The sequence below is a fragment of the Chryseobacterium sp. SORGH_AS_0447 genome (assembly GCF_030818695.1).
GTDB lineage: Bacteria > Bacteroidota > Bacteroidia > Flavobacteriales > Weeksellaceae > Chryseobacterium.
In genome coordinates this window covers 2,306,082-2,331,320 of the sequence record NZ_JAUTAR010000001.1, presented here as the reverse complement: position 1 = coordinate 2,331,320, position 25,239 = coordinate 2,306,082, and the positions used below count along the sequence as shown (strand labels likewise).

The following is a 25,239-nucleotide window of genomic DNA, read 5'->3' as shown; positions in this document are numbered from 1 at the left end:
CAGATCTTAAAGGCCGGGCAGCCGCATGAAAAACCGGATGCTGGTCCTGCCCCTACTTTATCATGACTTTAAGATCGGGGTATAATATGTAATTCCGCCTTACCTATATGCCGGCGCAGTCCCGGAGGACCGGTAAAGCCCTCCGTTCTTAACAGTCAATTGAACGATATGGTTGTACAGGACTGGACTGGACCGCTACCCTTCTGTCTTTTCCGGACCGCCGTGTATTGTACCGTTAAAGAATGATTTGGGGTAAAATATTTTCCTCCCGATCTTCACATAGGGAACCGCCTTGGATTTCCTGAGCCGGTGAAGGGTCCGGTCGCTGATGTTCAGCAGTCGTTTGACGTCTGCACTGTCATAATATCCGGAGCTGTCCGGTTCTTTTCGGTCCAGGCTTTTAAGGATCTCGGAAAGGAAAACCAGGAGGGTCCCTTTAAACTGTTCTTCATCGGATAACGGATAATTGGATTTCGTTTTCATCGTGTTTAGGTTATTAATTATAATAGTTCTATCTTAACCTTCATGGCATTTTATATATGCTAACGTCCATAAAGTGTGAATTATTATCAATCCCTACCAGATTTGATTTTTTTTCTCGAAACTTGTACCTGTTAAAGTACCGGAAACAATTAACCATTGAAAACACTCTATGAATGGTTGGTTTATACTTGAAACCTCGTCTTCATCCTGAGTAATTTCCGGAAAACAGGTCCGGTAATTTCCGGCTCATCAGGAGATTGATATTTTTTAAGACCGCCTGTCTTAGGCGGTAGCCATGACTGACCGCTCTTGCCCAAAAAAAGAGATCATACGACACGATCTGTCGCCTTATAGGTATCTTTTTTTCAGAAAATTTCAAAGAAGTTAATTACATCAGAATCACCACTTCCGCTTTCGGAAACCTCAGGCATAAGCCTTTCACCACTATAATACAACCCACAATTCCACGGTAGCTTCAACTCCGCTCAGCCACCGTATCCCGAAATTCCCACAAATCATCATTTCAATTTGTGGTATTGCCGGTTTTGGATTAATTTAAGCGTTTCTAAAATGAGCGATCCGAGATGAGCAGACTTTACGCTATTTTGAGTGTTTTTTTCCTTTGCGGGGCAGGATTTTTTTGTTCGGCCCAGCAGCCGGTCCGGCATACTTTTGCACTGGGCGATGCTGATTTTTTACTGGACGGTAAGCCGCTGCAGATGATTTCCGGCGAGATGCATTATCCCCGCATTCCGCGGGAATTGTGGCGGGAACGGATGAAGATGGCGAAAGCGATGGGACTGAATACCATCGGAACCTATGTGTTCTGGAATGCGCATGAAGAAACACCGGGCGTCTATGATTTCAGCGGGAATAATGATATTGCGGAATTTGTGAAAGTAGCCCAAGAGGAAGGCCTTTGGGTAGTTTTACGCCCGAGTCCTTACGTGTGCGCGGAATGGGAATTCGGCGGGTATCCGTGGTGGCTGCTGAAAGACCGGAACATGCAGGTGAGAAGCACCGATCCGAAATTTATCTTCGCCTACACCCGCTACATCAAAGCGCTGGCGAAACAGCTGATCCCGCTTCAGGTTACCCACGGCGGCAATATCCTGATGATTCAGATCGAAAACGAATACGGATCCTACAGCAACGATAAAACGTACCTGGACCTGAACCGGAAAATCTTCAGGGAAGCCGGTTTCGACGGCATTCTTTTCACCTGCGACGGGGCCGACCAGATGCCGAAGGGGTATCTGCCGGGCTACCTTCCGGCCGTGAACGGACTGGAAGATCCGGCACAGGTCAAAACCCTGATCAACAAATACCACAACGGCAAAGGGCCGTATTATGTAGCGGAATGGTATCCGGGATGGTTCGACGACTGGGGCAAGAAGCATGCGGACGTATCTGCGGAACAATCGGCGAAAACGCTGGACAAACTGCTGGCTGCCGGCATCTCCGTGAATATGTATATGTTCCACGGCGGAACGACCCGCGGGTTTATGAACGGCGCGAATATGAACAAAGACAATCCGTATTCGCCCCAGGTTTCCAGCTATGACTACGATGCCCCGTTGGATGAAGCCGGAAATCCGACGGAAAAATTTTATGCTTTCAGAAAAGTGATTGTCAACCATCTTCCGGCAGGAAAAGCTTTACCGCCGGTTCCTAAGACAAAGCCTGCAATAAAGATTCCGGATATTGCCCTGGAGCAGTACGCCGGTATTTTCAGTCAGCTCCCGAAGCCCGAAACGGCTGAACAACCATTATCTTTTGAGGGTCTGGACCAGGCTTACGGTTTCGTTTTGTACCGGACCAACATTAAAAAAGGAGGAATGCTGAAGCTGAAAGAACTCAGGGATTACGCGCAGGTGTACGTCGACGGAAAATACCTGGGAAGCCTCGACCGCAGGCTGAAGCAGGACTCGATGAACCTGACCGGAATTTCTTCAGATGCCGTCCTCGATCTTTGGGTGGAAAACAACGGGCGGATCAATTATGGTCCGTTCCTGAATGACAACCGGCATGGCATTACCGAATCGGTTTCCATTGACGGCCGGGCTGTTTCCGGCTGGAAGATGTACCGTTTCCCTTTTAAAACCACAGAAAAATTTTCTTTCAGCAAAAATAAAGATCAGAAAACCGGCCATCCTACCCTGTACAAAGGAAGCTTTACCCTTCAGCAATTGGGGGATACCTATCTGGATATGCGCACCTTCGGGAAAGGTTTTGTTTTCCTGAACGGCCGTAACCTGGGCAAATACTGGAACATCGGCCCGCAGCAGACCCTTTATGTTCCGGCGTGCTGGCTGAAAAAAGGCAAAAATGAAATTGTAGTATTTGACGAACTGGAAAGCAACCACCGGCAACTTCCTTCCCTGGATCATCCGATCCTAGATCAAAACAGCAAAAAATGAAAAATCGGATCCTGACCTTCGGAATTGTTTTAACAACGGTATTCAGCCACGCCCAACAGCCACTAAAACCTTATGGAGCTATTCCATCTGACGCACAGCTGAAGTGGCATGAAATGGAAATGTACTGCATCGTCCATTACGGCAGCGCTACTTATACCGATAAAGAATGGGGTTATGGGGATGAAAACCCTGTACTGATTAATCCGACGAATTTCGATGCGCAACAAATTGTTTCAGCAGCAAAAGCCGGAGGATTCAAAGGCATCATCGTTGTGGCGAAACACCATGACGGACTTTGCCTCTGGCCTACGAAAACCACGGATTACAGCATCAAAAAAAGCCCGTGGAAAAATGGCAAAGGCGATATTGTAAAGGAATACCAGAAAGCCTGTGAAAAGCTGGGCATGAAAATGGGCATTTACTGCTCGCCTTGGGACCGCAACAATCCGCTCTACGGCACTCCCGCCTATGTTGAAATGTACCGGAAACAGCTTCAGGAGCTGTATAGCCATTACGGTACCCTGTTTACCTCATGGCACGACGGGGCCAACGGCGGAGACGGCTACTACGGAAATGCCCGCGAAACCCGGAAAATCGACCGGGCAACCTATTACGACTGGCCGGCTACCTGGGCGATCACTAGGCGTATGCAGCCGGAAGCCGTAATTTTCGGAGATGTCGGACCGGATATCCGCTGGGTAGGAAACGAAGACGGCCATGCCGGGGAAACTTGTTGGGCGACTTATGAACCGCAGGCCCCCGAAGAAGGGAAAAAGCCTTCCAATGGCTTTACGAAATATGAGCTGGGCATTGAAGGCACCCGAAACGGAAAATACTGGATGCCCGCGGAATGCGATGTTTCCCTCCGGCCGGGCTGGTTCTACCATACCCGCGAAGACAGCAGGGTAAAAACACCCGCCGAACTACTCGATCTTTATTACAAAAGCGTAGGCAGGGGCGCGAATCTGGATCTGGGCCTCTCCCCTAACCGTCAGGGACAGCTGAATCCTGAAGATATCAGTTCGCTTCAGCAATTTGGGAAACTGCTGAAACAGACTTTTGCCGTTAATCTTGCAGAAGATGCTGTTTTAAAAGCCAGCAGTGTCCGTGGAAACAACCTTTCCCAATACGGACCGCAGCATTTGCTCGATCAGGACCGGTATTCGTATTGGGCCACTGATGATGAGGTTACTACCCCTCAGCTTAGCATTACCCTTCCTGCTGAAAAAACTTTTAATGTCATCCGTTTACGGGAAAACATAAAACTTGGTCAGCGGATCGAAGCTTTTGAGGTGGAAGCTTTTCTTAACGGAGCCTGGAAGAAAATCGCCTCAGCCACCAGCATCGGTCCGAACCGTCTGATCCGCCTTCCTGAAAGGATCACTACCGATAAAATACGCCTGACCATTACCCGATCGCCGGTAGCCGTGGCTTTGAGTGATTTCGGCCTGTACAATGAACCGGTAATAATTGCTAAACCTTTGATCCGTCGCACTGCTGAAGGAACGATTACCCTGTCATCTGCAGACGCTTCTTCAACAATATATTATACCCTCGACGGGAGTTCCCCTACTCTGAAATCTTTGCCATACCGCCAACCTTTTACCCTGGCTGATGACGGAATGGTAAAGGCAATATCTCTCAATAACAACGAGCAAAGCGAAACCGCCGTTCTCCGGTTTGGTCCGGTAAAATCAGGATGGAAAATCATTAGTCCGGAAGGTACTGATTTTGCCCACCCGGCAGCTTACGCCATCGATGACAACCCGGAAACATTCTGGCAAAGTCCGCCAATTGCGTCTCCCTCTTTTTCAGCAGGAATTATGATTGATCTTGGGAAATTGCAAAACTTGAAAGGGTGTACCTATCTGCCCCGCCAGGATAAAAAGCCAGACGGCATCATCAGCCGTTATCATATTGAGACCAGCACCGACGGTATCCACTGGCAGTCCGCTGCGGAAGGCGAATTTTCCAATATCAAAGCCAATCCGGTGGAACAGCAGGTTATTTTTAAACACCCTATTCCGGGAAGATATCTCCGTTTCACCGCCGCCGGCCTGATATCGGGAAATTTCTGCACGGTAGCGAAGATCGGGATTCTTACTGCTTCTATGTTTTAGAAACCTGAGATATCAGATCACTACAACATTGAAAACAATAAACTTTATGTGTAATTTCCAAAGCTCATAACGTATATCTGCAGATAAAAGATTTAAAATTTTAATGAAATCAATAAATTACTTTATTTTAAACAATACCATTTCTGGATTTCTTATGGTTTAAGTAGGATTTTATTAATATTTCACAACATTATGATTCTTATAAAAGCTTTTTTTGTAAATTTCGACACAATTACTACCATTAAAACAAGAAAGCATGAACACTTCCTCTATCTTCCAGGCTATAGAAAACTGGAGAACGCTTATTGATTCTTACAAAAAAGGAAAGGATGAAAGCAGGAAAAAACTTCTGGAACTTCTGAATCAGGGTTCTCATTTTTCCGTTAAAGCCGATGAAATTCAGGAATGGACAGAACGTCTCGCCAATGCATCCAATCCGTTAATTCATGTCTATGCCGGTATTGATAAGGATGTTTTCAAATTTTATCTGATCGACTCCGAAAGTGATGCAAAAGGTGATTTCAGCTACATTGTAACCAAAGAAATGAACCGGAATCCTCCTTATAACCTACCGAATCCTCAGCTTGTCTGCGATCCTATTTCTTCGCAGTCAGCTATCTACCGCAATTTTATATTTAATATGTTCTGCAGTGCATGGATGGAAACTCAAAAAGAAGATTTTTTCCGTATCATTACCGTTCCTTTTGAAGACTATACGCGTATGAATCTAAACAAAGATGAATGCTGCATTTCATTTTTTGGACTTACTAATGAAAAAGTTACAGATGCTTCCCTGAAAGAATACCATATCGAGCTGATCACCATGAAAGATCTGGACATCGGCAGTATAAGCAGTACGGCAGAGAACTGTTCAACACCCCGCCCGCCGTTTACGGCTGCTGATCCCGATACAAACTATCAATTACTGCTGAAAAGTGATGCCTCCGTATAATGAACTATCGTTTTACCTGCAGTTTACCATTAATATTACCCTGCTTACAGGTTTTGCGCTGTTTCTGCGGCGTGGGAAACAGGCCAGGAAGCTTCTGTTCATCTTTCTTTTGGGTGAACTTATTTCTGAGCTGTCGGATCTGATTTTCCGGCTGATGAAATACAATACTGTGAATATCTATCTCTATCCCCTGAGCCAAAGCTTTTGTTTACTGATGATGACCGAGATCTACCATACCTATTTTTTAAAAATTCCGCCTTCCGTTAGATGGATGGTTTATCTTTTTACGGGAATGTCATTTTTCATCAGCGTGACCGGCAGTGAAATTGCTTCTTCCGTCACTTTTTATTCCAACATCATCACAGACGTCATCATCTGTAGTTTTGCGGCAGTATATTTCTTGTATCTGTTTAAAAATCCGGGGGTTGATAAAAACTTACTAACGGTCAACATTTTTATCTTCCTGTTTTTTTCGATTGAAAGCATTATTTCGACCACTTTCAATTTTTTAATTCATGAGCATTTGCAGTGGGTAGCGCCGGTGTGGCTTTTCAGAGGGGTAATGTTGTGGTTTTTTTATCTTGCATTTATTAATCTGGGATGGAATACGGGAAGAATGAAAGTATAATTGTCCTTTGGATATGGATCGGGATCGGACTGGCATTGCTGGTCACGGGATTTATCACCGTGATGATCCTGCGCTATATCGCGCATGTGAGGAAAAATAAACAGAAAGCCTCCCTGCTGATCCATAAAATGCAGGCTGAATATAGCGAAAGTGCACTTTACCTGCAGGAAAAAGACCGGGAAAGAATTGCGGGAGAACTTCACGACAATATTATTTCCCGGCTGAATCTGATAAGGCTGAATACCCGGTATCAGGATATCGGTGAACTGCATCTTGATTTAAAAAATTCAATGCGTGTCATCCGTGAAATGAGCCATCACCTGACACCTCCGGACCTCAGCGAAACCGGCCCGGAAGAACTGATTTGGGATTATCTGGAACAGGTAAAAGGAAATATCAGGGTAAAATATTATCCCGTACGGCATCTGTCCCGCCGTATCAGCAATCCTGTAAAACTGAATCTTTTCAGGATCCTGCAGGAGCTGATCAACAATATACTAAAACATGCGGACGCGTCCGTCATTACCGTTTCCTTACGGATATCGGAACGGTACCTGGTCCTGACGGTAGCGGATGACGGCAAAGGACTTATCCGGGGATACGACAAAGAACCTGCGGGCATCGGGATGAGAAGCATCCGGCTGAGAGCAGAGCAGATCAAAGCCCGTTACCGGTTCAGGTCCCGGCCGCAGAAAGGAACCCGGTTTATAATGATGACCCGCCTTTAATCACAACATATGGAAAATTCAATAATCAAAGTAGGCATTGTGGACGATGACCTGCTGCTGGTACAGCTTTTAAAAAATTACATCAACAGCACCAATGGTTATGAAGTCGTACTGACCTCAACCGGAGGCCATCATTTCCTGACCGAAACCGAAACCGGCTTACCGGATCTCCTCCTTCTGGATCTGAGAATGGCTCATGGTGACGGCCTTGAAGTGCTCTCTGCCTTAGCTGCCACACCTGAAGCTCCGAAGATCATCGTGCTGTCCAGCTTTTACCGGCGCTCTTTTATGGGGCAGATGCTGAAAATGGGCGCCCATGCTTTTCTGCCCAAAGAAACCGACCTGGAAGAGCTGCTGAAGGTGATGCATGCCGTCTACCACAACGGGCATTATTTTTCAGAAGAACAGGTTGAAGTCATGCGGAACCAGCTGTCCAATAAGCTTCCCGAATTTTCTCCGGCCTCCAAAGACGGCCTTACGGAACGGGAAACGGAGGTCCTCCGGCTGGTCTGCCAACAGTTCAGCACCAAAGAAATCGCAGATGCCCTGTACATCTCGCCAAAAACCGTGGAAACCCATAAGACCAGCCTGATGATCAAAGCCTGTGTGAAAAATATGGCCGGGCTAGTGATCTACGCCGTGCAAAATCAGATTGTGGATGCGAATGAAATTGTGTTGCTGGATAAATAAGGAGATGATACCTATGCAAGAGTAATTCAAATTTAAATGTTTGAAGAACAGTTAAATTCAATTCTGCTCCTTTAAATAATTATCATAAGCTTTTAAATAGGTTAAAATTGATCTTGCGACAGTCTCATATGTGCCATCCTTTGACACAGGAATATATTGATCATAGCCTAAGTCTTCATACCATATGTCTTTATTTTCCTCATGAACCAATGCTTCGGCAATTACTTCTTTTTTACCGATTACTGCTGTCCCGGCTCTGAAAAAAAGGGCCCAATTTGTCAATCCTGCCGGCTTACATTCTTCTAATATTCTCGGAATATTACTATTGATCACGCTTAACAAAAAAACCTTTTCATTGATATTTTCTTTTACAATACCATTTCCGCTTTCGGGAATTGTAAAACCCATTGGCAGCAGGTAATACCCCTCAAATTCTTTGTCTATTTTATGTACAGTCTCTACATCATAACCTAAAACATTATGTAAGCCCTGAACAAATTCATCTAAATTATCTACGCCTACCGGTTCAAGATTTTCTATTCTTAATAATTTTATGGGTATCATATTTCTTTATTGTGTATATCTAACTCTCACTATTATATTATAATTTAAATATAACATGTCATACCAGGATAATCCATATTTTTCCATAAATGCTTCATAAGAACCTTTAAATTTAGGATTAAGCGGAAAATCATAATTTTTAAGATCTCTTACTGACATATATTGACCTTTTCCTGTTATATTGCCACTTATAATCTCGTAACCCGCTTGTATCATTACTGTTTTCATATACTCATTACTTGGTGCAGCCAAAATATCTACTGAATCAAAATTATAGATAATTTTTCCTCCAGTTATATTATGAATAAAAGCCGCGGTATCCAGATTTTGTATTTGAGACATTCTTACAATTTGTATATCTCCTTCAGGAATGTTTAATAATTTCATTTGTCGCAAAGTGAAATAAACCTGGGTAGGAATACCTTTTCCCTGTACTAAAGGTATGGTAACATCTCTTACCCACGGAGGCAAATTACCGGAAAAGCCGTGATTAAAAGTAAATATTTTTTCATCCGGATCAAAATTTCTGTAAAAGTAACCATGATAATTCTTAAAACCTGTATTGATTCCCATACCATATTGAGGGTCATTCACTTCTCTATCGATCAGGCTTTCAAAGCCTTCAGGCTTATAAGCGGGTCGTATCTCACGATATAATCCATCAATCCTTCCATCTATTCTGCTATTTGTTTCCGCATTAATACTTGTGAGATTTCGTTGAAGTACAGGTAAATCATAAGCACTTTCACTAGAAAAATATCTATAGCTATTTAATCTTGAGATCACAGGTGTTCTATCGGCCCACACAGAACTTGTCCTTGACAATCTGGATGTTCGTGTTATAAATCTTAGCATATTGTTTTTAATTTATATTATTAATATTGATTGTCTTAAAAAATCAGGGAGGATAATCCTATCCTCCCTGAAAAAGAATCTGAAAACACTAAGGTTAAGAAGGATTCATCATCCTGGCGATGGAGATGGCATCGGCCACGGTATCCAGGCTGTAGATCTGCATTACCCCCTGGGTTGTGGCCGCCTGTCCCAAGATGTTCTGCTGGTTCTGGTTGTTGACGGCGTTTTCAAACATCAGCCCTGTGGAATGGGCAGCGATTTGGTACACGTTTCCCAGGGCCACTGCCGGGGCTTCGGCTACTACTTTTACGTTGGTTTGTGTTACTGCGTCTGTAATTTGTTCATTTACGTTTGCCATAATTATATGTGTTTAAGGTTTGAATAAACCGGATTTTCCGGTCATGGTTATTACATTGGAATTGATTTTTAAAAGCAACCGGACCTGATCCGGCTGCTGAGCTGTTTTTGCGTAGGGATTACGGGTTAGGGTTCATCATCCTGGCGATGGAAATAGCATCTGCCACGGTATCCACGCTGTAAATCTGCATTACCCCCTGGGTTGTGGCGGCCTGTCCTAAAATGTTCTGCTGGTTCTGGTTGTTGACGGCGTTTTCAAACATCAGTCCGGTGGAATGGGCTGCGGTCTGGTAAACATTTCCTAAAGCCATAGCCGGGGCTTCGGCTACTACTTTTACATTGGTTTGCGTTACTGCATCTGTGATTTGTTGATTTACGAATGACATAATTAAATTGTTTTAAGGTTTGGATGGCCGGATTTTCCGGTCATGATTTAGTTAAAATTAAATGGATGGTATCGGTAAGCTGCTTGTAAAGCGCTCCCGCAAGTATCCGAATCGTTCTGACTGATTTACGGATTGGGATTCAGCATTCTGGCGATGGAAAGGGCATCCGCTACAGTGTCGAAGCTGTAGATCTGCATCACGCCCTGGGTCGTGGCGGCCTGTCCCAGAATATTCTGCTGGTTCTGGTTGTTGACGGCGTTTTCAAACATCAGCCCTGTGGAATGGGCTGCGGTCTGGTAAACATTTCCTAAAGCCATGGCCGGCGCTTCGGCCACTACTTTTACATTGGTTTGCGTTACCGCATCGGTGATTTGTGGATTCACTGTCATAATTGTTTTTGTTTTTTGAGATAATCTCGGTTAATAATGATTTGATTGTCAAACTGTTTTTATTAAAATCTGTTTTTCCGGAAAAGGCACCGTGGCAAAGGCTTAAAATGATTGTTTTAAGACTGGAAAGATTGATAAATCGTTAAGGGTGGTTCTCGGTACAATGGTTGAAAGCCTTCGCCGGGCCTCGTGCAGAAACTGAAGATATGTTAAGATAAATGATGCGGACCTTCAGCGGGTACTGTAAAATAATGTGCCTGTCGAAGCGATGTTACATCCGTAAAATGTCCGCATCTCATCAGGAAAGTTTTGGGTTACATTAAATATCGAATCGGCTCTTCCGGAACGCGTTGAATTCTTTCTTTAACCTGATGGAACTGATCTTTTTGATTCCCATAGCGGAATTGCTCAATCCGATCAGCGAATCCCGCTGCTGGTTCAGAACGGACTGTTCATACATTAATCCGGTGGAATGGGCATTCACCTGCATCGAAATGGCGGCGGGTACCGTGGAAGACATTCCTACAACTTCTGTGTTGATTTCATTCTGGCTGTCTGTCATATTATTTTTAATTTGGGGTTGAATATTCATTTACGGATGCGTGCAAATCTTGCCTGCAGCTGTTGTAAGCGTTCGGCAACCTTCAGTTCCTTTTTTCTGAAAGTCTCCTGCAGGTTTTTCAGCCGGTCTTCCTGGCCGGAGATCATCAGGCCGCCCGCTGTTGCCTGGGCTTCCTGGTTGGCCTGCTGCTGCTTTACCGCCTCTTCCAGCTTTTCGAGAAGCGGGGAAAGATGGCTCATGGTTTCCTTTACCGCTTTTTCCTTAATATAGCCGATAATCTCTTCTTCATGGCTGATCACAAAGGGCATCACCTCTTCTTTTTCCACCGGCTGAGGCTCTACCGGTTCTACTTCGATAACGATCGGCGGTGAATTTTTAACACGCCCCGAAGGTTTTGCCGTGTGGTACAATACTCTGCGCATAGGTCATGGTTTTTATAATTAATCATACAATATCTACTCAATGATAATAGTTATTAAATCAGGTAGCCGATAAAACTCCCGGCTGCCGTCCAGTCTTTATTAATATCCTTGATCACATTACTGCCTACGATTTCCAGGGCAATGCATCCGCTGATCGCATTGGCGGTAATCATTTCCTTCAGCTGGTCATTGGGCAGGTTGATGATATAATCATCCGGAATGAGAGGCAGTTTCCCGGTATTGGATGGATTTTCATTGATGATGATCTCGAGGATTTCCTGGAAGTAATGGGCGATCAGTTTTGTTCCCTGGAATTCCAGCTCTCTCTTCAGCTCCACTATTTCACCCTGGGTTATCAGATCCGATATGGCATGCACATCCACATCATGAGTGGCATAAAGCGCTTCTCCTGTATTGGATGCGGTGATGGTAATGTCGGTCTTCAGGATGCATTTCGATCTTTCCAGGTTTACCGTAAGAAGCCTGGAATCGGTTTCCGGTTCAGCAATGTCACTTAAAGTATTCAGCGGCAGAATCCGTATGTTGCAAAAAAAGACCTGATTTTCTTCCAGCTTGATCAAGATCACGGCGATGCCTGTGGACTTGTCTTTGGGCTCCACGACGAATGACTGATAATTGTTGTATCGTTTTCCTTTGTTGATACAGTTTACCTGCCGGATCAGAGGCTTGATATTAACATCGGAAGTGGTAAGGCCGAAGGTCACCCGATCGCTGTTGTTTTCAGGTTTTTTTACACTGAAATAAGCAGTATCGGCAGTTTTGGTAAGATAAAGGCTTTCATTCACTTCCTTTAAGGTACGTAAGTTTAAGATCTTGGCCGGTTTCTGTTCGTTTGAATAATTCATTCTATTAATTTTTTTTAAGTTGATTCATTAGTTTCGAGAAGACCGACTGTTTCATCCTCTTGCTCGTATGTACTTCTGCAGGCACGGCAGCCTCTTTCTGTTGCGGCACTCGCTCCGGTATTTTAACAGGTTCCGGCATTACCTTTTCAACAGCCTCCTCCATGGCAGACGCATTTCCGGTATGGTCTTCTTCCGTAACGTCTATCCGTTTTTTTTTTCGGGATCTTCAGGCTGCACGGAAGCATCGGAAAAAGAGCCTGAAGATGGCATGGCCGCCGGATTCGGATGCAAAACAGTGGAAAGTAAGGCTGCATTGGATAGGTTCGTTTTGGCTTCCGCATACTTGCTGACGATATTAAACAGGCTTTGTATTGCTTCTTCACCGGACGTTCCTCCTGTAGAGGCAGGCGATGTACCGGTCGGCGGAGGTTCATTTTCGCTCCAGGTTCCGTACGTCAGTAAGTTATTTGCCAGCCGGCTCAGTGCAATAAGGCCGAGCTGCTCAAAACTTTTCAGGAACGACTGCAGATCCTGGACCATCATTCCGGCAGACTGGTCAATCATTACCTTTGCCATCCCCTGCATCGGCGCCACCGGCGGTGGCGACAGTACTTCGGCATTGACAAACTGTACCGCCTTTTCTACAGGTGTTACGGCATTGGCTGTATCCTGAGAGGCTGTCGGGTCATTATTATTCTCGTCCATGCTGATAAATTTTTAATTAACCTTTTAAAATCTTAATGGCATCGGCGACGATCGCCGGATTAAGCTGATTGAGGTTCTGCTGGTTAGACACTGAATTCTGAATGGAAATTCCGCTGGCATGGGTGGCCATCTGATAGAGCATACTCATGGCCTGTGCGGGAGATTCGCCCAGCACGGTAACGTTGGTCTGCGTAACGGCGTCTGTTGCCTGGTTGTTTACTGTATCTGCCATATTCTGTTTAATGGATTTGATGGATTAGTTTTGTTTTATTCCGGAAATTATTCAGCTGCGTCCCTACTTTGGTTGATTCTTCTCTGATCAGCAGACTTTTATCCCGTTTGTCTGATACAAATTTCAGGAATCAAAACCATCAGACATTCAGGGAAAAAACGGAATTTTAAAAAATCAGGGAATTCTCTTAGGGCATTTTTTTATTTTAGAATTTTACTTTTCTTACACGAATCTGAGACAGAACTTGGATTAACAGGTTGAACAGGAAGAAGGAAACCGGAAGTTTTCCGGCCACTACGTACTCCGCTTTCCGGAACCTTAGATATCTGACATTCACAACACTCACCATAACAGAATCAATACCCGATGGCTTGGACCACGGAAGCATGTCGATCTTTACCGTGGGTGTCACGCGATCCTGTTGTTCCCGGCCTTATTCTCTCCCAACCTCTTCCGCAATCTCCGTCCTCGTACCCGTTGCCGGGTATACAGAACGTGACCCGTGAAGAGCGGATCGAAACCGGCTGTGCCCAAATTTTCAGCTGGATGGCTTCGCGTTGCGTTGTCCGCTGTAGAACCGTTGGCTGAAGCTTAATCTAAGAGTGGTTTTTTATAAGAATGGTTTTTTAAGAGAAACCTAAACCACCTGCTACAGTTAAGTAACAGGTGGTTTTGTCTGTAAAATTCCGATCTCGTTCTTCGCCGGAAAATTTTGAAACTAAAAAATACTGTTGCGGTAAAAAGATCTCCCCTGCTCCATTACAAACCACGTGATCTGAAACCTTTACCGCTTTTAGTCATAATGGATTGATTAGTTTAGATTTTAATACATTTTGGCTATCTATAAATTCCGTGGAAAAACCCCTTCATGTGAAGAGGTTTACTGAGAATATGTATAACACCTGTTAAATGTTTAAATCTTTAGAAGACCGGTTACTTCCAATAGCTCCATTGGGCACCGTCATATACGGCCAGTGAAGAGGAGACGGTGTCATATACCATGGTTCCTGCAATGGCTCCGCGTATGTTCAGATGCGGGTTAGCTGCCTTAGGGAGCACCATTGCTTTCGTAGTGGATTCCATGACCAGCACGCCCGGCTTTGCAGAGATATTGGCACCAATGATCATTCCAGTTCCGGATTCGTTTCCCGAATTGCTAAAGCTATGAACCACTCCCTGATTACTGTCGGTAAGCAGCGTCCAGCCGGCATTCTGGAATACCTGAATAGACTTATCCGCAGTGTTGAAGACAAATGTTCCGCCCACGGCTCCGGGTGCAGACAGCACGGATGGCAGTATGATTCCTTTGGCCTCTGCATTGAACTCCAGCAGAACGCTAGTATTCGTAAGCGTCTGTTTACCGATAGCGACCTGTGCATTTAAAGCAGTGGCTGTAAGAAATAAAAACAGGCCGGCTAAAACTTTGATGATATTCATTTTTATTTTTTTGTGATTTAACGGTTTTCATTACATCCCCTGCTGATGCAGTTCCATCCGGTTCTGGCAGAGTCGATAGTTGGAGCATTCCCCCTGTACAGCTGCACACAGTTAAGATCTGTGTTGTAAATAAGCATTCCTTCTACAGGTACGAGGGCATTTCTCTGGGCGGTGGTCATATGGCTGATCACCATTCCTTTATTGGAGGAATCCAATACAATATGGCCATTCGGTACGCTTTCCGGCCAGTTGGCTACCGTCCTGCTGCTTTTCGTCAGGATCCCCATTTTTGCAAAACCGGCGGGTGTACCCGTTGCTCCCGGCTGTGTACAATGGCAGGGAATCGTATTTTTTCCGCTTCCGTAGCCGGAGATTCTGGTAGGTCCTACGACATTCTGAGTTACAGTCACCGAATTGCTGCCGGAAGTATTCCAGCTGATGGTATTAAAGGTATTTCCGTTCGTAAGGACCAGCGGTAAAAGAGGGCCTCCCGAACTTTTGCTGCCGAACATGGTTATACTGCCCGTAGGACTGATGACTACCCGTACCGCCGGTGTCGTGGAAGCACTTCCGGAAATACTCCATATCGCCGGTATATTGCCGGTCTGCCATTTTGCGCCGTCGGCAAACTGTATATTCTGAGTAAGCCCTGCTCCGGTAGCGAACTCAATTTCCTGAATAGCCAGCAGGGTACCGTTGATGTTCATATTGAAGGAATTATCGAGCCCGTAAATATCGAGCGTAAATCCGTAGTTGGTCGCGGGCTGGGTAAACGTATGCGGCGTTCCGGCCGGAATGGATGTACCATCTCCCATGGCAAATGTCTGTCCGTTGACGTCCACCGTACAGACCTGCGATTTCAGGCTGAGGAACAATCCCGGCAGCAACAGGGATAAGGTGAAAAATAATTTCATGTGATTTCTCATTGGGTATTTTTTTGTTAAAAATGATAGATTAGGGAAACATTTTAATCATTGTTTTTTTAGAATCGTTTGAAGGGAACGGTGGCAAAACTACACTGAATTTTAATGATATACACTTGTTTGCCGTATCATATTCGCGAATATGAAAGATATACTTTCCAAAAATTGCAGTTTAGAAACGTTGAGCTCTGTTCCGAAAAACCGTATTCCGCAATAGTTGTTAGTGCATGACCTCCTAGAAGGGATTTGCAGACTGCAATATCAGCAGAGGCCGAGGCGCGCGATAAAGAAATACTGATTGAAATAGAAGTGAAAATAACTCCAAATTCAAAATTCAGCAAGATATTTTTAAATAAAAGATGTAATAGAAGATGATGTAAGCCCGATGAAAGCAGCTTTAGCATAACGTAAACCCGAAGCAGAAATCAGGCTAACGGGCTGGAAATTTTCTAACATCACAGAGGAACCTTTGCATCGAATTCTACGAAGATGGAAAAGGATAAGCACCGCTAGAAGAAATTGTGTGTTTTTGTTTAATATGAAAGGGGTAATTTAATTCTTTCAGTTTTCCTGTACTTCGGGGACAGTGAGTTCCTGAATATGCCTGATAAAAACGGAAGGCGGAATTTCAGTAACTTTTTTAAAAACAGTGGTAAACTTATTGGCAGAAGAAAATCCGGATTCATCGGCCAGCGTCGCGATCTTGTATTTCCTGAATTCTGGATTTTCCCGAAGCTGGCGGATGATATAATTAATCCTCAGCTCATTAATGTAATTGTTAAAATCTTTCTTCTTGTACCGGTTGATGATATGGGAAAGGTATTTGATGTTGGTTCCCAGGTGGGCAGCAAGAAAAGGCAGAGACATATTCCGGTCCGTATACAGCACCGATTCCTCAAATTCCCTGAGCTGGCGTAGGAGCTTCTGCTCGGTTTCCGAGGTCATGACGGCAGTTTCGCCGCCTTCAGCACCTGGTTCATCCGGCTCTATGGCTTTGAGTTCCGGACCTTCATCCGAAGTGTGTATCCTCCTCTCGTATTCCTGCAGCAGCCGGCTGATCCTTTCGGTATTCCTGATCTGCCGTTTCCGGTACCTGAAAAATGCAAAGGAACAGCCGGCCAGCAGAAAGGTTCCGGCCAGAAGCATGTTGTTTTTATTGCCACTGTCTTTTTCAGCCACCTCTGCTTTATGCTCCATCTTTACATACGAATCATCGATAAATGCACTTTCCTTTTCGGCAAGAGCTGTACTCAAAGTATCGGTTTTCTGCTGTAGTTCGGCGGATTTTTTATTATCGTCCAGTTTCGAGTAATATGCTTGCGAAGTGGTGTTCACCTCTATCTTCAACCGCGGATAATTGGAATTTTCCGCAATTTTCTGTGCTCTTCCGAGGTATAACGCGGCATTTTTAAGGTCGTCCTGCTTAAGATAAACCGCAGCCATCCCATTACAGATCAGCCCGGTAAGAAAATTCTCCGGAGATTTTTCGGCGAGCGCCAGAGCTTTTCTGTAATGATCCATTGCTTTTTCGTATGCTCCGGAATAGAAATAGTTGAGACCGGTTAACTGTTCATTATTGGCGGTAAAGAAATCCAGATTTTCTCTAGTCCGGTTGAAGTGCGACTGGGCAGTTTCAATGTAGCGGATCGATTTTTTATAGTTCTTGTGCTCCGTCTCGTAATAGGCCATTTCCTGGTACATCAGTCCCTGAATGCTGTTCCGGGCCATTTCCTCCTTGATGGCCAGCCCTGCTTCCAGTGCTTTTTCAATGTATACTTTCGATTTTTTATACAGCTTCAGGATCCGGTATTGCGTGGCGAGGAACCCATACACACGAGATTCCCATGCGGGATTTCCTGCCCCTTCGATAATTCCTGCAGATCGCTCTGCATAGGCGACCGCCTTTTCCACATCTCCTGACTGCTGGTATAATGATGCAGAGAGCATCAGGCTTTTGGTCCTGAAATATGGATTCTCCGATATTTCATACAGGGAATCGGCCACCTTCAAAGCCCTGCCGAAATCCTGCTGCGAGGTTTCCAAATATGTTTTTGCATAAATTGCCTGATAACGGGCCTGATCCTGTGCCCCAAGAGCAAAGAACATCAAAAGAAACGGAATCAGAAAAATTTTATGCATCATATAACCACTGAGCTAACCTAACAGCCTGCAAAAGTATCACTAATAATTGAATTACTGAATGAATCAGACGGAACATTATAGGAACAGGCTGAAATTGATAAAACTTTCTTGATTAGCTTTTATGCAAATTACCTTTGATTACCGTATCTTTGAGATACAACACAACGTCACCCAGCCATTCAACTGAGGTTATACGGTTGTGAATTGCTTTCATTTTAATGTATCTTTGAGATACAACACAACGAACAGCGAGAATACGGCCACGATTAAAACGTTGTGAATTGCTTTCATTTTACCGTATCTTTGAGATACAACACAACCAGCGACAAACCTCATCAGCTCGTCTTCCTGTTGTGAATTGCTTTCATTTAATCGTATCTTCGTGATACAACACAACTGAAGAGAAAGAAACAGATTGCAATGGTGTGTTGTGAATTGCTTTCATTTAATCGTATCTTCGTGATACAACACAACTTAACCCCGGGCGGTACGCCGCCTTTAAAAGTTGTGAATTGCTTTCATTTAATCGTATCTTCGTGATACAACACAACGAACCGAAATATGGCCACCATCGGGCCATCGTTGTGAATTGCTTTCATTTAATCGTATCTTCGTGATACAACACAACTATATTTTTTTAAAGTAAGTGCAGATAAGCGTTGTGAATTGCTTTCATTTAATCGTATCTTCGTGATACAACACAACTGGCAAAAAAGTTAACAGCTTTACAAATTAGTTGTGAATTGCTTTCATTTAATCGTATCTTCGTGATACAACACAACATTACAATCTATCAACTAATCAAAAAGCAAGTTGTGAATTGCTTTCATTTAATCGTATCTTCGTGATACAACACAACTTTGTTGAATTAATCTTACCTCTGTAACGTGTTGTGAATTGCTTTCATTTAATCGTATCTTCGTGATACAACACAACTCTGATTTCATCGTTAGTAGCTGCTTTGTTGTTGTTAATTGCTTTCATTTAATCGTATCTTCGTGATACAACACAACTCGAACGACGTTCGATTAATGTGACTGAGGGTTGTGAATTGCTTTCATTTAATCGTATCTTCGTGATACAACACAACAACCATTCCACAAGCATCTATACGGGATGTGTTGTGAATTGCTTTCATTTAATCGTATCTTCGTGATACAACACAACATTCGTTTTCTGTACCTTTTGGATGGTACTGTTGTGAATTGCTTTCATTTAATCGTATCTTCGTGATACAACACAACTTACCACATTTAAGGCTATATTAGATCCTTGTTGTGAATTGCTTTCATTTAATCGTATCTTCGTGATACAACACAACCGGAATGAACCATAATGCCAGTCTTTCAAGGTTGTGAATTGCTTTCATTTAATCGTATCTTCGTGATACAACACAACCTTAGCGTATCACTTAAAACACCTCTGTCTGTTGTGAATTGCTTTCATTTAATCGTATCTTCGTGATACAACACAACCTCAACATTTAACCCACTGAATTGCAGTGGGTTTATTTGTTAATTAGAAATTAAAAATCAGAAAAGTTCGAGCTGCTGGAAAGTTGGAGGCGGTTCTTCTTTATTCCTGGCAAAGAAAATCTCAATATCGCCGAATTGTTTATCTGTAATGCACATAATTGCTACTTTTCCGGCTTTGGGCAGCATAAATTTGACTCTTTTGATATGCACTTCCGCATTTTCGCGACTCGGGCAGTGACGAACATACATCGAAAACTGAAACAAGGTAAAGCCATCATCGATCAGCGCTTTACGGAAACGGTTGGCATCTTTCATATTAGCCTTAGTCTCGGTCGGAAGGTCATATAATACTAGAACCCACATAATTCGATATGCATTAAACCTTTCGGCATTCATATTTTTATTTGTAAAATGTAAAAAAGTAATCTAAATATCAGATCAGTTCGGGATAAGAGATCAGCCGCTTTTCTCCCGTGTAACATTTATAGAGCGATGAAGCTGTTGATTTTACAGCCACCAACAACGGTCTTGTTTTACTGTCAATCAGCACATCCTTCGTTGCGATCTGAAGAATATGCGCTTTGAATTCTTTGGTCAGGTCTTCCATATCAGGATTTATTTTTAGCCACTGCATAACCAAAAGGTCTACGAAAGGGCGGTAAGGTTCCATTAAATCATCAGCAAGACAGTACGGATTGTATTTGTTTTTATGAAAGATACCGAGAACAGGGAGCAGTCCTGTTTCAACAATTGCCCGGGCAACAATGCTCCTGAGCACCGCATAGCCGAAATTAAAAAACGGGTTGGGCGAATCCCCGAAACGCTGCCTGAGAAAATCCAGACTGATCAGGTATTTCCAGTAGTGCTGGGCAGCAATTCCTTCCATATTGGTGATGTCACCGGATTTTACATTCCGCTGATATTCCAGCATCGGTTCATAATAATTCCCAAGCTTCATCAGTACATTTTTCTGGTTTTCAATCTTGCATTCTACCGTCTGTTTCCACAGCTGTTTTTTGAGCGGCTCACTGGCTTCCAGCTGGTCTTTTACCCGGTCCGAATATTCGGTATGTCCGTACAGCGGCAACATGATTCCATGCGGCAGATGATGCGCATCACAACTCACCACCACTACATTATTGCCCATCATTTTCTGGATAAGGTTGTGCGAAATCGTAATCTGGTAATGATCCAGCATTAGCAATCCCAAATCTTCCACAGGAACGCTACCCTTTTCCGTTTTGGTTTCAGGACAGAGGATTTTCAACTGTTCGTCTTTTAGTTTAAGATAAGCGGGGTTGCCGATGTAGATGGAGCGAGTGATCATAGTTTTAGTTATTTAGTAATTATATTCATAGAATAAATTCCATATCGTCAGCAAAACTATAAGCACAATATACTTTTCTGTCAATTTTTATCATAAGGATTAAGATAACACGGATAAATTCTCTTACCACTTTATTCTTTTTACACGAATCAAAAATCTGCTCAACAATATGTTCTTTGATATGCTTCTAAAGCTCTTTCTTTACTAATGCTTTGGATATTATGCTTTTGAAATATTTCCTAAACGGTCTACTTCTAGTTTGATACAATTTTCTTTAATCATCAGACCGTCAATTGCACGTTCCATTTTATTTAAACTCGAGAATTCTGCTTTATTTACAATAGAAGTAGCGATATCATGTCTTATAAAAAATAGCTGGTTCCCGCTAAAACTTACTACTTTATAAATTCTTTCGCCCTGATCTCTTCTAAAATTTTTAAAATCAATTTTGTTACTGTTTTCAAGTTCATCTTCTAGAGGGACGTACACCAAATCGTTAGGACAGAGATAAAAATCTTTTATTCCTTTCAATTCAACAACTGCTAAATTCTGCTTTTGCCTCTCAATAACTTCATTCAGGGGAATGGTTTCATAACTCCGCTTGCCATTTTTATCTTCATATACTGCAAAAAATAGATTGGTTCCTTTTGCTGCTTCTACATATTTGTACTTCTTATTTCCGGTCCGCCCCACCTGAAATTTACTTCCTAGTTCAAAAACTCTTACTTTGCTTATAGGCTGATGGGGTTTTCCATCGTTATACTTTTCAACATTTTTATTTAAATCTTCGATTCCTTCGGGCGAAAATGCAATTTCCGGACTGCCTTTGAAATCCAGATAATTTCTTAAAATTTTCTGAATGCCGGTATCTGTAATCGTGTTGATTGTTTTTAGATCGAAAGACGTATCAAGACTTTTTCTGGTGGCCGTTAAAATTTTTCCTTTGGGAACTTTTATCCATGGTAAATCCACTTTACCGGAAACCGTATCCTTATGCATCGGCTTTCGAATAGCCCAATTTGTTCCGGTCTGCTCCACTGTCATTTTGGTTTTTACACCGTCTTTCTCCACATATCTTTCATAATAATTGGTTGCTTTATTAATTACACGAAGATTCTGTTTAAAACTTACGACAATCATTTCAAGCTTATTTCTGGCGTCAACAGTGAAACCATCCCAAGGTTTTAAAAATTTTTTCGGAACTTCTCTTTCTATTGGTTTTCTGGTTTGAGGATCGTTATACACTGCTTTTTCAAACTGCATCAGCTTTCTTTTCAAATCATAACGGCCGGTCTCCGATTTCGCAGACTGATTATTCAGCAGATTTACGTGATCTCTTGTAGCGCAGGCAATCACCAAAGCATCCAAAGCATGATGGCGATGGTCTATCCTTTTCTTTGAAAATCCTTTTGAAAACTCAACCGGAACAGTTGGCAGAAATTTCTGATGATTTTCATTCCAGGCGGTGAAATCTGTAGATTTCGTTAGCTGATTCATTCTTTCAAAACGCGGTAAAATCAAATCGTTCCAGACATCATTCAATCCCCAGTCCTGTTTCAGTCGGGTAGTTATTTTTCCGTTTCCGGGGATGATGTTTTTAGAATTTATACCTTCGTCCGTTCCGTCTTCTGCTCTTACAATATTTGATAGCAAACCCGAAATATATTTACTGATATGGCGGGTATCATTCATCTGGCGTTCAATCATTTTCTCCGGAATCTCTTCCATCAGGAGTTTACTCCGCTTCGCCCGGTTGTTGGCGTAATGTTTTTTAACGAAATCCTCATATTCATCCGCTTTCAAAACTTTTATATTTTTACCGGATCCCAGTTCAATGACAGTCCCTCCGAATTTTTTGATAAACCCAAGTCCGATATAGTTATCCTTCAATTTGTTCACTACCGATTCGCAAATTACTTTATTGCTGAAACTGTCGTCAAAATACCGACTTTGTGGGATGATGTGTTCAATTTCATATTCCGGCGTGAAGAGTTTATTCAGTGGAATAATCTGCCCGGTGTAAGGCGATTTGTATTTCTGTTCCAGCCAAAGCTTGTATTTTTTTAAATCTGAAGAAGAAGGTTGTGCGGTCTTACTTATTTTCAGGATATCATCTTCAATTTCGATATCCGATTTTAAGATTCCGTCCTCATAAATTTTCAGAATTTCCTGCTGCATCGGGGAATAAGGCCGGACATTTTCAACCGATTGGTCATCCATCATTTCAGCCAACAAAGCTTTGATGCGGAGATTCGTATTTTCGTTTTCAGACATTTTACGGGCGAGGTCTTCCCTTTCTTCTGCCGGAAGCTTCATCTCTCTTCCCAGCTCAATATGAATTTCATTAAAGAAATTTTTAGCTCCATTTCCATATTTAACCCAAATATCTTTGACGACCCGAAGCGTTTCGGTAATCACCTGTTCTACAATCGGATTACGAAGCGAATGTTGTTTGAAGTCCTTTAAAAACACTTCCAGGTCATCTGCAGAATTCCATTTTCCGATTATTGAAGCCTCAGAATGTCTTCCGTAAACAATATACTGCGCCAGCCACAACTGCAGTCCCTGAAAATCATTTTCAGCCGTAAAATGAACGGCCTTCTCTCTTACTTTATCTTTGATATTCTCATCATATTCTCCGGTAATGATTTTCTGAATCCTTTCTTTGGAATTTCCGTCGATGGCAGCATAATTCCAGTATTTTCCCACACGCATCAGTGGCAGCAACTTCTTAATCGCTTTTTCCGAAAAAGAGCCGTATTCGCTTTTAAACGGCGGAAATTTCCTGAAAGCCTCAAAGAAAGACTCTTCATCCAGGTTATTTTTCCGGGCAAAAGATTTCAGGGCTTTTTCGTATTCCATTTTATCATTTACAGAATAGATAATATGCCAGATCTTATGTTCATATTCTCTCGTCAGAAAATCATCTGCAATTCCTTCAACTTTGCCCAACCTTGATAAAATCATTGTCTTGGTTTCATTGCACGGATATTTTTTATCTTCTACAAAATTCCAACGATGGCTTTTATCATTAACTTTGAGATATTTTAATAAAGCTTTTTGGTCAACTTCTTTTCGATTGTTCAAGAACTCAAAAAGATTTTCGTAATCTTTGGTTGTGCTCAGAAACTCTTTAGTGACGTTATATTCATTATCTTTTCGATAAATATTCAGATTAAAAATCCATTGCCACAAACGGAATTCCTGATAATAAGGATTGGATTTTGGAATCGCTTTCAGATACTGAGTATGCTCTACCCCATTTTCATCTTTGTATGTTCTGAATTCCAGAGAGCAATTTGATATTGAAGATTTCTGACTTCTCAAGGGTCGTTGATAGAAAATAATATCCTCCATAAAAAGATGGATAAAATCCTTATTGCTAAGCATCAACTGATGTGCTTCGTTATTTCTATACAATTCACGAATGCAGTCATTATATAAATCATCACTCTGTAATTCAGGATGAAATTCTTTTTGTTTTTCAAGAATCTGTTTCAGTTCCTGCTTGTAAAATTTTCTTTCAATGGTCCGGACCAGTTTTCCTTTGATTTTCTGTTTTGGATCCTGGAGAAGAGTTTCATAAATGTACGCTCCGACAGTCTTGTGCGATTTATCGATTTCCTGTTCGGTTTTTTTCTTTACCAGAGTCCAGTCGTTTTCACTTGGGGCGCGGAAACTTCTTTTTTCATTCCCGTCTCTATCTTTTTTAACACTTCCGTCATCATTCAAATCAGTGGTGACAATAAAATCTCTTGTTTTTTCCTTCCAATCGAATAAAGGTGTTTTGCTGGAACGTCTGTAAATCCATCCGTTCTCTAAAATCAAAGAATACCAAATATCTGACTTTCCTTTTTGAGGTTCATCTGCTAAAACGTCTACAATTTTTAATGAATAAAACTCGACCAACTTATTCGGATTCTCCTCTTCCTCCTCACCACGCAATTGATAGTATCCTCGTTTCTGATTAAAATTCAGGAGAATCCAGGCCAGTTCTTCCTTTCTTATTTTTCGGGAAAGTGCTTTTTTTCGCAGGTAATAAATCGTCCAGTCATAAGGAACTTTCAGATCGTGTCCGTCTGCCTTAAAATCATTAATCATTTCATTAAATGAATCCTGAAACAGAAATGAAAACTGACCATCACTATTTTCCCAGGCAAGCTTAGGTTCTGTCTCCGACCTGAATTTCCCAAAACGTTTGTTAAAATCGATCTGATTGGCATAATGTTCAGGAAGAAAATTCAGAATGTGCAGGACACGATGGAGCCGCTCTCTTCTCAATAAGAAACGTTCACGCAGCCTTCTGACACTTCTATATCTCGTCCGTTCCGCCGTCTGCGAAACCGAATTGCCTTTACCGAAATCACCGAGAATATCCTGGGACATCGGAATAATCCGGCTTCCCATTCCAAGAATTTCACCTTGCTTATTCTCAAAATCCTGTTTGATTAACGCCCAACCTATCGAGTTTGTCCCGAGATCAAGTCCAAGTATATTTTTAATCATAATCTATTAGTTTTTAGAAATTGCATAAATGTAAAAAGAAAAAAAATAAATATTTTACGGGAAACCATAA

At 42.6% G+C, this 25,239-nt stretch carries 24 protein-coding genes and 1 CRISPR repeat array; of the genes, 6 read left to right on the top strand and 18 right to left on the bottom strand.

Features of this window, described 5'->3' with window-relative positions; genetic code table 11:
- Window positions 1-195: 195 nt before the first annotated feature.
- Complete coding sequence (locus QE422_RS10780; protein ID WP_307457929.1) at window positions 196-483, bottom strand: helix-turn-helix domain-containing protein; 288 nt, start codon at window positions 481-483, stop codon at window positions 196-198.
- A 584-nt stretch (window positions 484-1,067) separates the two neighbouring features.
- Between QE422_RS10780 and QE422_RS10775 the strand changes: the two genes are divergently transcribed.
- The 6 genes from QE422_RS10775 (at window position 1,068) to QE422_RS10750 (ending at window position 8,021) form a co-directional block, all read left to right on the top strand.
- Window positions 1,068-2,903, top strand: coding sequence for a beta-galactosidase family protein (locus QE422_RS10775; protein ID WP_307457924.1), 1,836 nt, complete (start codon window positions 1,068-1,070; stop codon window positions 2,901-2,903).
- Window positions 2,900-5,023: an alpha-L-fucosidase gene (locus QE422_RS10770; protein WP_307457922.1), complete on the top strand. Its 2,124-nt coding sequence runs from the start codon at window positions 2,900-2,902 to the stop codon at window positions 5,021-5,023. The genes QE422_RS10775 and QE422_RS10770 overlap by 4 nt, the downstream gene beginning before the upstream one ends.
- 256 nt (window positions 5,024-5,279) lie before the next feature.
- Window positions 5,280-5,975: a hypothetical protein gene (locus QE422_RS10765; protein WP_307457920.1), complete on the top strand. Its 696-nt coding sequence runs from the start codon at window positions 5,280-5,282 to the stop codon at window positions 5,973-5,975.
- The gene (locus QE422_RS10760; protein WP_307457919.1) at window positions 5,959-6,603 is read left to right on the top strand and encodes a hypothetical protein; all 645 of its coding nucleotides are present in this window, start codon (window positions 5,959-5,961) and stop codon (window positions 6,601-6,603) included. The genes QE422_RS10765 and QE422_RS10760 overlap by 17 nt, the downstream gene beginning before the upstream one ends.
- A complete protein-coding gene (locus QE422_RS10755; RefSeq protein WP_307457917.1) occupies window positions 6,576-7,331 on the top strand; it encodes a sensor histidine kinase in 756 nt (251 codons plus the stop codon). Before QE422_RS10760 ends, QE422_RS10755 begins: the two co-directional genes overlap by 28 nt.
- A gap of 9 nt (window positions 7,332-7,340) precedes the next feature.
- Window positions 7,341-8,021 carry a response regulator transcription factor gene (locus QE422_RS10750; protein WP_307457916.1) on the top strand — a complete coding sequence of 227 codons (681 nt, stop codon included), beginning with the start codon at window positions 7,341-7,343 and terminating at the stop codon, window positions 8,019-8,021.
- 57 nt (window positions 8,022-8,078) lie between these two features.
- Here QE422_RS10750 and QE422_RS10745 read toward each other — a convergent pair whose 3' ends face one another.
- From QE422_RS10745 to cas9, 17 genes are all read right to left on the bottom strand, one after another.
- Window positions 8,079-8,585, bottom strand: a complete 507-nt coding sequence (locus tag QE422_RS10745; protein ID WP_307457914.1) for a hypothetical protein — start codon at window positions 8,583-8,585, stop codon at window positions 8,079-8,081.
- 6 nt (window positions 8,586-8,591) lie between these two features.
- On the bottom strand, window positions 8,592-9,371 hold the full coding sequence (locus tag QE422_RS10740; protein WP_307457912.1) for a hypothetical protein: 780 nt from the start codon (window positions 9,369-9,371) through the stop codon (window positions 8,592-8,594).
- A 163-nt stretch (window positions 9,372-9,534) separates the two neighbouring features.
- A complete protein-coding gene (locus QE422_RS10735) occupies window positions 9,535-9,798 on the bottom strand; it encodes a RebB family R body protein (protein WP_373463368.1) in 264 nt (87 codons plus the stop codon).
- A 118-nt stretch (window positions 9,799-9,916) separates the two neighbouring features.
- Window positions 9,917-10,183, bottom strand: coding sequence for a RebB family R body protein (locus QE422_RS10730; RefSeq protein ID WP_294296555.1), 267 nt, complete (start codon window positions 10,181-10,183; stop codon window positions 9,917-9,919).
- Between the two features lie 125 nt (window positions 10,184-10,308).
- Window positions 10,309-10,572 (bottom strand): RebB family R body protein, encoded by a 264-nt coding sequence (locus QE422_RS10725; RefSeq protein ID WP_307457910.1) that lies wholly within the window; start codon window positions 10,570-10,572, stop codon window positions 10,309-10,311.
- A 319-nt stretch (window positions 10,573-10,891) separates the two neighbouring features.
- The gene (locus QE422_RS10720) at window positions 10,892-11,134 is read right to left on the bottom strand and encodes a RebB family R body protein (protein WP_307457908.1); all 243 of its coding nucleotides are present in this window, start codon (window positions 11,132-11,134) and stop codon (window positions 10,892-10,894) included.
- Window positions 11,135-11,160: 26 nt separating this feature from the next.
- Window positions 11,161-11,556, bottom strand: a complete 396-nt coding sequence (locus QE422_RS10715) for a hypothetical protein (protein WP_307457906.1) — start codon at window positions 11,554-11,556, stop codon at window positions 11,161-11,163.
- 53 nt (window positions 11,557-11,609) lie between these two features.
- The gene (locus tag QE422_RS10710) at window positions 11,610-12,422 is read right to left on the bottom strand and encodes a hypothetical protein (RefSeq protein ID WP_307457904.1); all 813 of its coding nucleotides are present in this window, start codon (window positions 12,420-12,422) and stop codon (window positions 11,610-11,612) included.
- Between the two features lie 201 nt (window positions 12,423-12,623).
- Window positions 12,624-13,127: a hypothetical protein gene (locus tag QE422_RS10705; RefSeq protein WP_307457902.1), complete on the bottom strand. Its 504-nt coding sequence runs from the start codon at window positions 13,125-13,127 to the stop codon at window positions 12,624-12,626.
- A gap of 16 nt (window positions 13,128-13,143) precedes the next feature.
- Complete coding sequence (locus tag QE422_RS10700; RefSeq protein WP_307457900.1) at window positions 13,144-13,359, bottom strand: RebB family R body protein; 216 nt, start codon at window positions 13,357-13,359, stop codon at window positions 13,144-13,146.
- A 205-nt stretch (window positions 13,360-13,564) separates the two neighbouring features.
- The gene (locus tag QE422_RS10695; protein ID WP_307457897.1) at window positions 13,565-13,771 is read right to left on the bottom strand and encodes a hypothetical protein; all 207 of its coding nucleotides are present in this window, start codon (window positions 13,769-13,771) and stop codon (window positions 13,565-13,567) included.
- Between the two features lie 521 nt (window positions 13,772-14,292).
- Window positions 14,293-14,796, bottom strand: coding sequence for a hypothetical protein (locus QE422_RS10690; RefSeq protein WP_307457894.1), 504 nt, complete (start codon window positions 14,794-14,796; stop codon window positions 14,293-14,295).
- Window positions 14,797-14,813: 17 nt separating this feature from the next.
- The gene (locus QE422_RS10685; protein ID WP_307457892.1) at window positions 14,814-15,722 is read right to left on the bottom strand and encodes a hypothetical protein; all 909 of its coding nucleotides are present in this window, start codon (window positions 15,720-15,722) and stop codon (window positions 14,814-14,816) included.
- A 558-nt stretch (window positions 15,723-16,280) separates the two neighbouring features.
- On the bottom strand, window positions 16,281-17,861 hold the full coding sequence (locus tag QE422_RS10680) for an AraC family transcriptional regulator (RefSeq protein ID WP_307457889.1): 1,581 nt from the start codon (window positions 17,859-17,861) through the stop codon (window positions 16,281-16,283).
- Window positions 17,862-18,211: 350 nt separating this feature from the next.
- Window positions 18,212-19,105: a CRISPR direct-repeat array (repeat unit 47 nt; unit sequence GTTGTGAATTGCTTTCATTTAATCGTATCTTCGTGATACAACACAAC).
- A 288-nt stretch (window positions 19,106-19,393) separates the two neighbouring features.
- Complete coding sequence (cas2, locus tag QE422_RS10675; RefSeq protein ID WP_007842732.1) at window positions 19,394-19,732, bottom strand: CRISPR-associated endonuclease Cas2; 339 nt, start codon at window positions 19,730-19,732, stop codon at window positions 19,394-19,396.
- 37 nt (window positions 19,733-19,769) lie between these two features.
- Window positions 19,770-20,663, bottom strand: a complete 894-nt coding sequence (cas1, locus tag QE422_RS10670; protein WP_307457870.1) for a type II CRISPR-associated endonuclease Cas1 — start codon at window positions 20,661-20,663, stop codon at window positions 19,770-19,772.
- Between the two features lie 219 nt (window positions 20,664-20,882).
- Window positions 20,883-25,169: a type II CRISPR RNA-guided endonuclease Cas9 gene (cas9, locus tag QE422_RS10665; RefSeq protein WP_307457867.1), complete on the bottom strand. Its 4,287-nt coding sequence runs from the start codon at window positions 25,167-25,169 to the stop codon at window positions 20,883-20,885.
- Window positions 25,170-25,239 lie beyond the last annotated feature (70 nt).

Excerpts from the sequence above, each read along its gene's own strand:
- QE422_RS10780 (WP_307457929.1), bottom strand. The coding sequence starts at position 483 with ATGAAAACGAAATCCAATTATCCGTTATCCGATGAAGAACAGTTTAAA.
- QE422_RS10775 (WP_307457924.1), top strand. The coding sequence starts at position 1,068 with ATGAGCAGACTTTACGCTATTTTGAGTGTTTTTTTCCTTTGCGGGGCA.
- QE422_RS10770 (WP_307457922.1), top strand. The coding sequence starts at position 2,900 with ATGAAAAATCGGATCCTGACCTTCGGAATTGTTTTAACAACGGTATTC.
- QE422_RS10765 (WP_307457920.1), top strand. The coding sequence starts at position 5,280 with ATGAACACTTCCTCTATCTTCCAGGCTATAGAAAACTGGAGAACGCTT.
- QE422_RS10755 (WP_307457917.1), top strand. The coding sequence starts at position 6,576 with ATGGAATACGGGAAGAATGAAAGTATAATTGTCCTTTGGATATGGATC.
- QE422_RS10750 (WP_307457916.1), top strand. The coding sequence starts at position 7,341 with ATGGAAAATTCAATAATCAAAGTAGGCATTGTGGACGATGACCTGCTG.
- QE422_RS10745 (WP_307457914.1), bottom strand. The coding sequence starts at position 8,585 with ATGATACCCATAAAATTATTAAGAATAGAAAATCTTGAACCGGTAGGC.
- QE422_RS10735 (WP_373463368.1), bottom strand. The coding sequence starts at position 9,798 with ATGGCAAACGTAAATGAACAAATTACAGACGCAGTAACACAAACCAAC.
- QE422_RS10730 (WP_294296555.1), bottom strand. The coding sequence starts at position 10,183 with ATGTCATTCGTAAATCAACAAATCACAGATGCAGTAACGCAAACCAAT.
- QE422_RS10725 (WP_307457910.1), bottom strand. The coding sequence starts at position 10,572 with ATGACAGTGAATCCACAAATCACCGATGCGGTAACGCAAACCAATGTA.
- QE422_RS10720 (WP_307457908.1), bottom strand. The coding sequence starts at position 11,134 with ATGACAGACAGCCAGAATGAAATCAACACAGAAGTTGTAGGAATGTCT.
- QE422_RS10715 (WP_307457906.1), bottom strand. The coding sequence starts at position 11,556 with ATGCGCAGAGTATTGTACCACACGGCAAAACCTTCGGGGCGTGTTAAA.
- QE422_RS10710 (WP_307457904.1), bottom strand. The coding sequence starts at position 12,422 with ATGAATTATTCAAACGAACAGAAACCGGCCAAGATCTTAAACTTACGT.
- QE422_RS10705 (WP_307457902.1), bottom strand. The coding sequence starts at position 13,127 with ATGGACGAGAATAATAATGACCCGACAGCCTCTCAGGATACAGCCAAT.
- QE422_RS10700 (WP_307457900.1), bottom strand. The coding sequence starts at position 13,359 with ATGGCAGATACAGTAAACAACCAGGCAACAGACGCCGTTACGCAGACC.
- QE422_RS10690 (WP_307457894.1), bottom strand. The coding sequence starts at position 14,796 with ATGAATATCATCAAAGTTTTAGCCGGCCTGTTTTTATTTCTTACAGCC.
- QE422_RS10685 (WP_307457892.1), bottom strand. The coding sequence starts at position 15,722 with ATGAGAAATCACATGAAATTATTTTTCACCTTATCCCTGTTGCTGCCG.
- QE422_RS10680 (WP_307457889.1), bottom strand. The coding sequence starts at position 17,861 with ATGATGCATAAAATTTTTCTGATTCCGTTTCTTTTGATGTTCTTTGCT.
- cas2 (WP_007842732.1), bottom strand. The coding sequence starts at position 19,732 with ATGAATGCCGAAAGGTTTAATGCATATCGAATTATGTGGGTTCTAGTA.
- cas1 (WP_307457870.1), bottom strand. The coding sequence starts at position 20,663 with ATGATCACTCGCTCCATCTACATCGGCAACCCCGCTTATCTTAAACTA.
- cas9 (WP_307457867.1), bottom strand. The coding sequence starts at position 25,169 with ATGATTAAAAATATACTTGGACTTGATCTCGGGACAAACTCGATAGGT.